General features: G+C 50.3%; 12 protein-coding genes. 9 read left to right on the forward strand and 3 right to left on the reverse strand.

The features are described from left to right. Positions 1 to 50: 50 nt before the first annotated feature. Both sucC and sucD read left to right on the forward strand, forming a co-directional pair. On the forward strand, positions 51 to 1217 hold the full coding sequence (gene sucC / locus ACN0TT_RS05580) for an ADP-forming succinate--CoA ligase subunit beta (protein WP_417761150.1): 1167 nt from the start codon (positions 51 to 53) through the stop codon (positions 1215 to 1217). Continuing rightward, positions 1217 to 2089 carry a succinate--CoA ligase subunit alpha gene (gene sucD / locus ACN0TT_RS05585; RefSeq protein WP_417761151.1) on the forward strand — a complete coding sequence of 291 codons (873 nt, stop codon included), beginning with the start codon at positions 1217 to 1219 and terminating at the stop codon, positions 2087 to 2089. Before sucC ends, sucD begins: the two co-directional genes overlap by 1 nt. A gap of 111 nt (positions 2090 to 2200) precedes the next feature. Here the strand turns inward: sucD and fur are convergent, their stop codons facing one another. Continuing rightward, the gene (gene fur / locus ACN0TT_RS05590; protein ID WP_417761152.1) at positions 2201 to 2638 is read right to left on the reverse strand and encodes a ferric iron uptake transcriptional regulator; all 438 of its coding nucleotides are present in this window, start codon (positions 2636 to 2638) and stop codon (positions 2201 to 2203) included. A gap of 260 nt (positions 2639 to 2898) precedes the next feature. Here fur and cobB point away from each other — a divergent pair, with 260 nt between their 5' ends. After that, positions 2899 to 3612, forward strand: coding sequence for a Sir2 family NAD+-dependent deacetylase (cobB, locus tag ACN0TT_RS05595; RefSeq protein WP_417761153.1), 714 nt, complete (start codon positions 2899 to 2901; stop codon positions 3610 to 3612). 100 nt (positions 3613 to 3712) lie between these two features. Here the strand turns inward: cobB and bioA are convergent, their stop codons facing one another. Then, entirely contained in the window at positions 3713 to 5026 is a 1314-nt protein-coding gene (gene bioA, locus ACN0TT_RS05600; protein ID WP_417761154.1) for an adenosylmethionine--8-amino-7-oxononanoate transaminase, read from the reverse strand. Between the two features lie 149 nt (positions 5027 to 5175). On the opposite strand from bioA, the gene bioB reads away from it, so the two are divergent. The 4 genes from bioB to bioD are packed head-to-tail and all read left to right on the forward strand — an operon-like array spanning position 5176 to position 8828. Next, on the forward strand, positions 5176 to 6240 hold the full coding sequence (gene bioB, locus ACN0TT_RS05605; RefSeq protein WP_417761155.1) for a biotin synthase BioB: 1065 nt from the start codon (positions 5176 to 5178) through the stop codon (positions 6238 to 6240). Further along, positions 6241 to 7380: an aminotransferase class I/II-fold pyridoxal phosphate-dependent enzyme gene (locus ACN0TT_RS05610; protein WP_417761156.1), complete on the forward strand. Its 1140-nt coding sequence runs from the start codon at positions 6241 to 6243 to the stop codon at positions 7378 to 7380. Further along, positions 7370 to 8110, forward strand: coding sequence for a methyltransferase domain-containing protein (locus ACN0TT_RS05615; RefSeq protein ID WP_417761157.1), 741 nt, complete (start codon positions 7370 to 7372; stop codon positions 8108 to 8110). The genes ACN0TT_RS05610 and ACN0TT_RS05615 overlap by 11 nt, the downstream gene beginning before the upstream one ends. A 31-nt stretch (positions 8111 to 8141) precedes the next feature. Continuing rightward, the gene (gene bioD / locus ACN0TT_RS05620; protein ID WP_417761170.1) at positions 8142 to 8828 is read left to right on the forward strand and encodes a dethiobiotin synthase; all 687 of its coding nucleotides are present in this window, start codon (positions 8142 to 8144) and stop codon (positions 8826 to 8828) included. 51 nt (positions 8829 to 8879) lie between these two features. Here bioD and pepE read toward each other — a convergent pair whose 3' ends face one another. After that, on the reverse strand, positions 8880 to 9596 hold the full coding sequence (gene pepE, locus ACN0TT_RS05625) for a dipeptidase PepE (RefSeq protein ID WP_417761158.1): 717 nt from the start codon (positions 9594 to 9596) through the stop codon (positions 8880 to 8882). 251 nt (positions 9597 to 9847) lie between these two features. Between pepE and htpX the strand changes: the two genes are divergently transcribed. Together htpX and cctA are read left to right on the forward strand one after the other, a co-directional pair. Beyond that, the gene (htpX, locus tag ACN0TT_RS05630) at positions 9848 to 10714 is read left to right on the forward strand and encodes a protease HtpX (protein WP_417761159.1); all 867 of its coding nucleotides are present in this window, start codon (positions 9848 to 9850) and stop codon (positions 10712 to 10714) included. A 415-nt stretch (positions 10715 to 11129) separates the two neighbouring features. Further along, complete coding sequence (gene cctA, locus ACN0TT_RS05635) at positions 11130 to 11483, forward strand: tetraheme c-type cytochrome CctA (protein ID WP_417761171.1); 354 nt, start codon at positions 11130 to 11132, stop codon at positions 11481 to 11483. Positions 11484 to 12078 lie beyond the last annotated feature (595 nt).

The raw sequence follows: 12078 nt of genomic DNA on the forward strand, positions 1-12078 counted from the left end.
TTCGGCTGAGGGCCAGTTTGTCCAAAAACGTAGTTTACGGATAATCAATCATGAATTTGCATGAGTATCAGGCAAAAGCCTTATTTGCAGAATACGGCTTGCCAGTTTCAGAAGGCTACGCTTGCGACACAGCTCAAGAAGCTGTAGAAGCGGCTGGCCGCATTGGTGGCGACACTTGGGTAGTTAAGTGTCAGGTACACGCTGGTGGTCGCGGTAAAGCTGGCGGCGTAAAAGTAACCAGTGATAAAGAAGAGATCCGCGCTTTCGCTGAGAAATGGTTAGGCAAAAATCTGGTGACTTACCAGACTGATGAAAAAGGCCAACCCGTTGCCAAAATTTTGGTAGAAAGCTGCACCGATATCGCTAACGAATTGTATCTGGGCGCTGTAGTTGACCGTGGTAGCCGTCGCGTAGTGTTTATGGCATCTACCGAAGGTGGTGTTGAGATTGAAAAAGTTGCTGAAGAAACGCCAGAGCTGATCCACAAAGCGATTATTGACCCAATCACTGGCCCACAGCCATTCCAAGGTCGTGATCTCGGTTTCAAACTCGGTTTGAACCTAACTCAAATTAAGCAGTTCACTAAGATCTTCATGGGCTTGGCGAGCATGTTCCTTGAACATGATTTCGCGCTGCTGGAAATCAACCCATTGGTGATCACCACCGAAGGCAACCTGCATTGCTTGGACGGTAAAATTGGTGTTGATAGCAACGCATTGTTCCGTCAGCCAAAAATCAAAGATATGCATGACCCTTCACAAGATGACCCACGTGAAGCTCACGCCGCTAAGTTCGAACTGAACTACGTAGCGTTGGACGGTAACGTTGGGTGTATGGTGAACGGTGCTGGCTTGGCGATGGGCACCATGGACATCGTTAACCTGCATGGTGGCAAGCCAGCTAACTTCTTGGACGTTGGCGGTGGCGCAACCAAAGAGCGTGTATCTGAAGCGTTCAAAATCATTCTGTCTGACAAGAATGTGAAAGCCGTATTGGTGAACATCTTCGGTGGTATCGTGCGTTGTGACATGATCGCTGAAGGTATCATCGGTGCTGTGAAAGAAGTGGGTGTCGAGGTACCAGTAGTGGTACGTCTGGAAGGTACTAATGCCGAATTGGGCGCGAAAGTACTGGCGGAGTCAGGTCTGGATATCATTGCTGCGAGCAGCTTGACTGACGCAGCGCAGCAAGTAGTAAAAGCTGCGGAGGGCAAATAATGTCTGTATTAATCAATAAAGATACCAAGGTCATCTGTCAGGGTTTTACTGGCGGACAAGGTACATTCCACTCCGAGCAAGCTCTGGCTTACGGTACCCAATTAGTGGGTGGTGTATCCCCAGGTAAAGGCGGTACTACTCACTTAGGTCTGCCAGTGTTCAACACTGTGAAAGACGCTGTAGCTGAAACTGGTGCGACTGCATCTGTTATCTACGTACCAGCACCTTTCTGTAAAGATGCGATTTTGGAAGCGATCGACAGCGGCATTGAGCTGGTGGTTTGTATCACTGAAGGTATTCCAACACTGGATATGCTGCAGGTTAAAGTGAAGCTGGAGCAAACTGGTGTACGTATGATCGGCCCTAACTGCCCAGGTGTTATCACCCCAGGTGAATGTAAGATCGGTATTATGCCAGGCCACATTCACAAGCCAGGTAAAGTGGGTATCGTTTCACGTTCAGGTACGCTGACATACGAAGCGGTTAAACAAACCACTGATGAAGGTTTCGGCCAATCAACTTGCGTTGGTATCGGTGGTGACCCAATCCCAGGTACTAACTTTATCGACGTTCTGGAAATGTTCCAGAATGATCCAGCGACCGAAGCTATCGTGATGATTGGTGAAATCGGTGGTACTGCAGAAGAGGAAGCGGCAGCTTACATCAAAGCTAACGTGACCAAACCTGTTGTATCTTACATTGCTGGTGTTACTGCCCCTCCAGGCAAACGTATGGGCCATGCTGGCGCTATCATCGCTGGTGGTAAAGGTACTGCAGCAGACAAGTTTGCTGCACTGGAAGCTGCGGGAGTAACGACCGTACGCTCACTGGCAGACATCGGTAAAGCACTGCGTGAAAAGACTGGCTGGTAAGCCATTCTGTTCATGATGCAAAAGGCGCCTGATGGCGCCTTTTTTGTCACGGTTGCCTGTAATTAGGCAAAAGAAACCAACCTAGGTCGGCTTTATTATCACTGTGGCAGCTTATGCTTCCTCGTCACCGTGATCACACTTACCATCAGTGCTAGTACCATACAGATACAAGCTGTGGTTGGTCAGTTTAATGTTGTGTCTCACCGCTATCTCATGTTGGCGACGTTCAATCACATCATCAGTAAACTCAATCACTTTGCCACAGGTAAGGCAAACAAGGTGGTCATGGTGATCTTGGGTAGAAAGTTCAAATACCGCTTTACCGCTTTCAAAGTGATGACGTGACACAATGCCCGCATCGTCAAATTGGTTTAGTACACGATAAACGGTCGCCAAACCAATCTCTTCGCCAATATCTAGCAGTTTTTTATACAAGTCTTCCGCGCTGATATGCTGATTTTCTGGTTCTTGCATCAATTCCAGGATCTTGATTCTCGGCAGGGTAACTTTTAGACCCGCTTTCTTTAGTGCTTGATTTCCATCTGTCATGGTGAATCTCTTGATTGCAGAACCCATTACGCAGATCATGGGCTCTTCAGTGGGTGTTGGAACTCATTATATGAGCAGTTTTGGTAAACTTAAACCTTCGTCAGTGTTTTTGACTCTATCTTGTACGTAAATGTAGTTTATTGAAGCATATCCCAATGAAAATAAATGGATTAACATTGTTTTTATTAGGGTTATACCAAGGAATAATTGTTCATCTTACTGTCGCTGGGCAGTATGGGCAAAAAACATAGGGGTTGTGGATGTATCAGCACATAGTGGTGCTCACTGGCGCGGGCATTTCAGCAGAGTCGGGATTACGCACTTTTCGCGATCAAAATGGACTGTGGGAAGATCATCGTATTGAAGATGTTGCTACGCCAGAGGGATATGCCCGTAATCCAACATTGGTGGAAAATTTCTATAACGAACGTTGGCAACAACTCAAAAACCCCGCAGTAACGCCTAATGCCGCCCACGAGGCGTTAGCCCAGCTTGAGCAAGCATTTACTGGCAAACTGCTGCTAGTGACTCAAAATGTCGATAACCTGCATGAACGTGCCGGCAGTAAAAAACTGTTGCACATGCATGGCGAGCTCAATAAAGGCCGCTGTCCGCGCTCTGGTCAAACATTCTCATTGCATGAGCCGTTTGGTGCCGACAACTGTTGTACCTGCTGTATTCCAGCACAAAGATTGCGGCCGCATATTGTGTGGTTTGGCGAGATCCCCATCGGCATGGATCGCATTCACGATGCACTTGAAGCGTGCGATCTATTCATCGCTATCGGCACTTCGGGCACTGTGTATCCTGCCGCTGGTTTTGTTGATATTGCTAATCATCATGGCGCAATGACCATTGAGGTGAACCTCGCGGAAGCCGATGAACACAGCATGTTTAAGGCGCACTATCAAGGCAGCGCAAGTGTGACGCTGCCAGATTTAGTTCAGCGAATTTTGGCGGGTCATACGTTTTAAGTTCGGATTAGCTAGCGCGATAATGGTGTAACGCGCCGTAGGCAAACTGCTGCGGCGCCTTATTTTTGGTGTAGTGAGCAAGTCCGGCCCACAACAGTGATTAACCGTGGCTAATAAACTGGGTGGCGGCGGGGGCTTGTGTCAGTTTGGCTACTTCGACCATGGCGCCGGTCAGCTGGCTCAGGTCGGCCGCGTTAATCACATAGGGTGGCATGATGTAGATAAAGCGGCTAAACGGCCGTACCCACACACCGCGCTTAACAAACTCCTGTTGCAGCTTGCCGGTATCGACGCTGTGGTCGAGTTCAATTACACCCACCGCACCTAACACCCGTACCGCCAGCACATGCTCAAACTCCGCTGCTGGGGCTAACTCACGTTGCATCTGTGTTTGTATCGCGGCAACTTGCTGTTGCCACGTGCCTCGGCTAATGAGTTGTAAGCTGGCGTTAGCAGCGGCGCAGGCGAGGGGGTTCGCCATAAAGGTGGGGCCATGCATAAACACACCGGCGGGCGAATCGCTGATACCGCAGGCCACTTCATCGCTACACAAGGTTGCCGCAAGGCTGATATATCCGCCTGTCAGCGCTTTGCCCACGCACATGATATCCGGTTGGATCTCGGCATGTTCACAGGCAAACAGTTTGCCGGTGCGGCCAAAGCCCGTAGCAATCTCATCTAAAATCAGCAGCACTTGGTACTTATCGCACAACTCACGCACCCGCTTGAGGTACGCCGCGCTATAAAACCACATCGCCCCCGCGCCTTGCATAATCGGTTCAATAATCAATGCCGCAATTTGTTGGTGTTGAGTCGCCAGCAGTTGTTCAAGCTCTGTCGTATCATCCGCAACTAACTCGGCGCCAAATGGTGTTTTTGGTGCAGGCGCAAACAGCTGCTGCGCGACATTAGCGCCAAACATGCTGTGCATCCCTTCGGTGGGATCACACACACTCATGGCGGCAAAGGTATCGCCGTGATAACCGCGACGTACTGTGAGGATTTTACGCTTATCGTTGGCGGCACGGCCTTGCCAATATTGCAGTGCCATCTTCATCGCCACTTCCACGGCGATGGAACCTGAGTCGGCCAAGAACACTTTGCTGAGACTATTTGGCGCCAACGCTAATAGCTTTTTACAGAGCTCAATCGCTGGCGCGTGGGTGATACCACCAAACATCACATGGCTCAGCTGCTGTAACTGCTGTTGCATTGCCGCCACAATCTGCGGATGCCCGTAACCATGAATACAAGCCCACCATGAGCTGGTGCCATCCACCAACTGCTGGCCACTATCGAGTGTCAGTCGTACGCCGTTTGCGGCGGTCACGCCAAAAGTCTGCGCGGGGAAACGCATCGAGCCATAAGGGTGCCAGATGTGTTGCTGATCAAACGAGTAATCTAAGCTGATCATATAATAACCGATAGTAAACTTGTGAATGTCTGCCGTATTGACAGCGGCTTGGGCACGGGTATGCTAGCCAAAATTAAAATCGGCATCAAGGCACAGCGAGCAAGCCGCTTTGATGGAACGCAGCTACAAGGTTTTTACAGGATAATATTATGGTTGACACTCAAGTGCGCCACGATTGGCAACGACAAGAGATTGAAGCGCTGTTTGCGCTGCCGATGAATGATTTGTTGTTTCAAGCCCATACCATTCATCGCCAGCACTTTAATCCTAACGAAGTGCAGGTTAGCCGTTTGCTGTCGATCAAGACTGGCGCGTGTCCAGAAGACTGCAAATATTGTCCGCAGAGTGCTCGTTACGATACCGGCCTTGAGAAAGAGCGTTTGCTAGAGATTGAAAAAGTGCTGACAGAAGCTCGTAGTGCCAAGGCCGCAGGAGCCACCCGTTTCTGTATGGGGGCTGCTTGGCGTAACCCCAAAGCGCGTGATATGCCGTATCTCACCGATATGGTTAAAGAGGTTAAAGCGCTCGGTATGGAAACCTGTATGACGCTCGGCATGCTCGATCAGCAGCAAGCGGATGAGCTAGCTGCCGCCGGGTTAGATTATTACAACCATAACCTTGATACCTCACCGGAATTCTACGGCGACATCATCACCACGCGTACCTACGAAGACCGTTTAAATACGTTAGATCATGTGCGTGCAGCCGGGATGAAAGTCTGCTCCGGCGGCATTGTGGGCATGGGCGAAACCGCCACAGATCGTGCTGGTTTATTGCAGCAACTGGCCAATATGCCTAAACATCCAGATTCAGTACCGATCAACATGTTGGTCAAAGTGGCCGGTACGCCGCTGGCTGAGCAAGAAGACCTCGACCCGTTGGAATTTGTGCGTACTATCGCCGTAGCGCGGATTATCATGCCGTTGTCGCGAGTTCGCTTGTCGGCCGGACGTGAAAACATGACTGATGAGCTGCAAGCGATGTGTTTCTTTGCGGGCGCCAACTCGATTTTCTACGGCTGCAAACTGCTAACCACCGCTAACCCGAAAGAGAATACCGATATGGCGCTATTCCAACGCTTAGGGCTGAACCCAGAGCAAGGGCAAGCCGCAGTGTTGGAACAAGAGGGCGATGCGCTAAAGCAAGCAGTGCAGCACCAACAAGCCAAGCAGGCCAAGGCCACTGGCGCATTTTATGATGCAGGTGCACTGTAATTGGCCGACCACGCCTTATCTGCCCGCATCAAGGCGCGTCAGCATCAACTGGCGCAGACTGGCTTGCTGCGGCAGCGACGACTGCTAAATGCCGCCGCTGAAGCGGCGATGGTCACTGCTGATAATGGCAGTCTCCACAACTTTGCTAGCAATGATTACCTGGGTTTGAGTCATGCACCAGAAGTGGCCGCAGCGCTGTATAGTGGCGCGCAGCAATATGGCGTAGGGAGCACCGCGTCGCCATTAGTATGTGGTTATAGCGCGGCGCATCAGCAGCTAGAGCAAGCCTTGTGCGCAGCAACGGGGGCAGAAGCAGCCATCCTATTTAGCTCGGGTTTTGCTGCCAATAGCGCCTTGATGAAAACGCTGTTCAGCGACAGCGATACCATAGTGGCAGATAAGCTGATCCACGCTTCAATGATTGATGGCTTGCGTGATGCCAAGGTCAAACTGAAACGCTATCAACATAATGATCTCGCGGCCGCTGAGCGTTATCTCCGCCAAGGTGATGTCACTGCGCTACTGACGGAAACCATCTTCAGTATGGATGGTGACAGCGCCCCCCTTGCACAATTGGCAGCACTGTGCCAGCGCTATCATTGTCCCTTGATTGTTGATGACGCCCACGGCTTTCTGCTGACCGATACGCTGCAAATTCACCCTTTTGCACGGCTGATTACCTTTGGCAAAACCTTGGGCTGTCAAGGGGCGGCCATTGTCGGCAGCCAACAGTTGATTGATTTCTTAGTTGCCAATTGTCGCGAGTATATCTACTCCACCGCCTTGTCGCCTGCGTGTTGTGTCGCTGCACAACAAGCGCTGCAATTGGCTAAAGCATCTCATCTTGTTGAGCAGTTGCAGCAGCATATTGCTTTATTTCGCCAACTCGCAACGCAGGCTGGTTTACCGCTGCTTGATTCGGCTAGTGCCATTCAACCGATATTGATTGGTCAAACTGAGCGGGTAATGCAAATTGCTCAGCAACTGCGTGAACGTGGCTTCTTAGTGGGGGCGATTCGGCCGCCTACCGTGCCACAGGGCAGTAGCCGCTTACGTGTTACCCTGAGTGCGGCGCATCGTCCGGCGCAAATCAGCGCGCTTATCACTGCGTTGAGCGAGGCCATTACCAATGCGCCTTGAGCTTAGCAGCGACCATAGCGTGGCGCGACGTTTCTCCCGTGCGGCTATCGCTTACCAACAACACAACGTAATCCAGCGGCAAACGCAACAGCAGTTGTGCTGCGGGTTAGCTGTGGGCGTCGGTCGCTTATTAGACGTGGGTGCTGGGCCAGGCACCGATTTTAGCGATTATCAACCGCAGCAAGTGATTGCACTGGATATTGCCACTGGCATGTTGCAGCAGTTGCAGCAAACTTATCCCCACTATCAAACAGTGTGTGCCGATGCGCAGCGGCTGCCACTCAGCAGTGCGAGCGTCGATAGCTACTATTCTAATTTAGCGTTACAGTGGTGTGCTGATATCACCTTAGCAGCGCAGGAAGCCCACCGTGTATTGTGTGCTAACGGCTTGTTGCAAATTGCGCTGGTGGTGGCAGATAGCTTGCCCGAACTGGACGATTTGGGGCTCAATAGACGGCAGTTTATTGATGAGCAGCAGCTACAAGCCGCATTTGCTGCAAATCGATGGCAGCAACTGCAGTGTGAGACGTTGAACCATCAATGCCATTTTGCCGATTTGCGGCAACTGCTGTATTCCATCAAAGGGGTAGGGGCATCGTTAGCTGCTCAGCAACAGGGTTTAAAAGGTAAACAGCATTGGCAGGCGCTACAGCATCAAGCTGAGCAGTTGCGGCAGCCTGCGGGTATTCCATTAACTTATCGTGTCGCCTATCTGCGCGCGATTAAATAATAATTACGTCAACAGTGAAGGTGACGCGATGATTTTTTTTGTTACGGGTACGGATACCGATAGCGGTAAATCACTTATTACCGCTGCGCTGTTACATAAGGCCCGCACCGCAGAGAAACTGCGTACATTAGGGCTAAAACCGGTTGCTTCTGGTTGCCATCAAACCGCCGAGGGTTGGCGTAACAGTGATGCCGAATTGCTAATGAGTGAATCCACGTTGACGCTGGAGTATGACCGCATCAATCCATTCACCTTCGAACCCGCCATAGCGCCGCACATTGCCGCCGCGGATGTCGGTGTGGATATCAGCCCAGAATCCGTTATCTCAGCGTTAGATTTTACCCAGTACGCCATGGCTGATTTCTGTTTGATGGAAGGCGCTGGAGGTTGGCGTTTGCCGTTGGGCAATAATCGTTATCTGTCTGAAGTGGTTGCCGCGTTGGGCTTGCCAGTGATTATCGTCGTTAATATGCGTTTAGGGGCGTTAAACCACGCATTGCTGACTCGCGATGTGATCCGTATGGACGGCTTGGAAGTGGCTGGTTGGGTTGCCAATACTGCGGGTAAACAGATGGCGCGCTATGCAGAAAACCTCGCCAGTTTGAAAGAGATGATGGAAGTGCCATGCCTCGGTGAAGTGCCTCATCTGGCAAAACCTACGCCTGCCGCTATCGCTGCTTACTTAGATCTCGCGCCATTGCGGCAGCGGCCACGCTAATTGCTAAGCGCCAAACTAAAATGCCACTCAAATGAGTGGCATCATGCTCACCTAACTATTCGCCAACAGCTTAGATAAATCGCTCCCTGCTGGCACAGGGATCTCTTGCTCTTGGCCACTAAACAGATACGCGGGTAAATCCCCCAATAACGTCAGCTTGTCGCCTTGCAGTTGCAGCGCAGTGCCTTCTTGTAGGCCCAGCACTGGCATGGCAGGATCAACACAGGTGAATTCCAAAATCCGTTGCGCCCGTGACTCGCCATTGTGGCCAGCAATAGTGGCATTGCTGTAGTGCGGATTGATTTGAAACGGTACTAAGCCCAGCGCCGTAAACGATGGAGGCTCAATAATCGGCATATCGTTGGTGGTACGAATGCTCTGGCCGGCAATGTTTGAGCCTGCGCTCCAACCGATATACGGCTTACCAGCCGCGACCTCTTCACGGATCAGGTGCAGCAGATCATAGCGGTACAGCTCATGCAACAGGTGGAAGGTGTTGCCACCACCCACCAAAATGCCGCCAGCATCTTTGATGGCTTGCTTAGGGTCGCCATATTGGTGGATTGACGAGATATCCAATTGCAGCGGCGCTAAGCCTGCGGCAACAGTTTCTAAATACTGTTCATAGGGTTTGCTTACACCGGCATAAGGAATGAATAACCACTTCTTGGTTAGATTCGTCATAGGTGCAATAAACGGCAGCGCATGTTCCAGATAGGGAGTCGCGCCAGCGCGAGAACTACTCAATAAAAGCGCATTGGTTGTCATGCTAATTTCCTTGCTGGTCAAATGGTCTGTCCATACTAGCAAACAGGGACTATCAGGCTCAATCTTCACTTGCTTTCAGGCAGTTAGCATTAAGCTTGGATTAAGTTGTACGGCCTAGACTTGCCGCTAATTCTAAGCATCACCTCGCTTAAACAAATTTTAATTTACTCTCCCTTGAATTACCTAAAAATGGACATATTATGTCTTTAGGGCGATATAAGTCGCGGTGAATATTCTCCACAGGAGTTTATATGAAACGTGTAGTGCTATTTCTGTTAACTAACTTGGCCGTGATGGTAGTGCTGTCGATTGTTATGTCAGTACTCGGGGTTAATACGCGTACCACTGGCGGCTTGCTAGTGTTCGCAGCAATTTTTGGTTTTGGTGGTGCTTTCATCAGTTTGGCAATGTCCAAATGGATGGCAAAACGCTCAATGGGGCTTGAGGTGATCACTAATCCACGTGATAACACCGAACGTTGGTTGCTGGAAACCGTTGCGCGTCAAGCACAACAAGCGGGGGTAAAAATGCCAGAAGTGGCTATTTACCAATCGCCTGAAATGAACGCATTTGCCACAGGGCCAAGCAAAAACAACTCCCTCGTGGCTGTCAGCTCTGGTTTGCTGTACGGCATGAATGCCGAAGAAGTCGAAGCGGTACTCGCACACGAAATGAGCCACGTGGCTAACGGCGACATGGTGACCTTGACCTTGATTCAAGGCGTGGTGAACACCTTTGTGATCTTCTTGGCGCGTGTTGTTGCCAATATCATTAGCAATTTCTTGTCTAATGATGAGGAAGAGGGTGCTGGCCTTGGCGGTTTAGCTTACTTTGCGGTAGTGATTGTCTTGGAAATCGTGTTCGGGATTCTGGCGTCGATTATTGTGGCGTACTTCTCACGTATCCGAGAGTACCGTGCCGATGCAGGCGCAGCTACCTTGGCGGGGCGTAACAAAATGATTGCTGCGCTAGAACGCCTGCGTAACGGCCCTGAGACAGGCGAAATGCCTGCGAACATGTCAGCATTTGGCATCAACGGCAAACGGTCTGTGGCAGAGCTGTTAATGAGCCACCCTCCGTTAGAGAAACGTATTGCCGCGCTTAAAAATGCAGCATAACCACTAAGTTAAGCTATGCTTATCAGAAGAAGGCTGATCAAGGCCTTCTTTTTTTGTGCCAACGAAAACCCCCAGCTAGGCATGTAGTAGAGCATTATAGGCGCATATGAAAAACCTCCGACTATGCTGGAGGATATTTTTTGTTGTAAATTAGTAAACCATGTAAAAAAGCATTACTATCTGTTTTATCAGCTAAATTTATTGTAAATGCTAATTCCAATTCGGCATTAAGTTGATTTAGCGCACATTTTGGTTTTTTATAAGTTGTTAAAGTATCGCGGACTGATATTTAGTTTCGTTACTTGCTCCTTGCGGGCAAGAAAAAGTGTAAAAGTCGTGCTTTCAACTACAACTGGACGGGAGTCAACGTGAGTAAAAGAACTCCGCCATGTTGTGTTACCGGAGGATTAATATGGTGAGCAAAAAAATTCTTGGTGCTCTGTTCGGTGCTGGTTTAGCCGCAATGGCCCTGTCTACAGGCGCTTTCGCTGCAGATCAAAAACTGGCTGAGTTCCACGTAGAAATGAACGGCGGTTGTGATTCTTGCCACAAAGATGGTTCTCCATCAGCTGATGGCGAATATGAATTTGAACAATGCCAAGGTTGTCACGGTGGTTTAGCCGATATGGACGCAGTTCATAAACCACACGATGGCATGCTGAAATGTGCTGATTGCCATGCTCCACACGATATGAACGTAGGTCAACGCCCTACTTGTGAAGCTTGTCATGACGACGGCCGTACTCCAGAGAAAATCCTGGGTAAATAATCTCAGCGAACTGGAACGCAATGCCGGCATTTATGCCGGCATTTTTTTTTGCGGCTGCGCCTTGCAACCAGCGGTTGCCAATATTGTGAGCTTTCGCGCTCACACTGCGCTCAAGATTTATCACTGTGTGATTGCAAGCTGTCGCTTGCGAAAGTCGTGGAAAACATACAGGAAGTATTAATACCGCGGAGCACACGGATGTGCGTGAGCGGTGATACGCGTTCCACACCAGAGGACAAGGGGGCTGGACAGCCTCGCCCCCTTGTCAATCCCCTAGCTGCCCCGACGTCGCGAAACGCTACGGCGCTTCTGGTTTGCCATTTTCGCAAATCGCTCTGATTCGTCATCCGTGACTCACCATCGCTGCTCGATATCCATATCTCGCTTGCTCAATGTCTGCCCAACGCACCTTCGCCGCGCCGAGGGGAATTGGTGTTGCCAGTCAGATTTGTGTTTGAACATTGCACTGTTCGTACTTGATTAGATTTATGGCTGCGCCATACCAAGCTGCGCTTGGCAAAGTCGTGGAACTACTCGTTCCACACCAGAGCCAAGGGGCGATGCTCGTCCCTCGCCCCTTGGAACCCCGACGACG

Origin of the sequence: Shewanella sp., from assembly GCF_048265805.1 — a bacterium.
Taxonomy (GTDB): Bacteria; Pseudomonadota; Gammaproteobacteria; order Enterobacterales; family Shewanellaceae; genus Shewanella.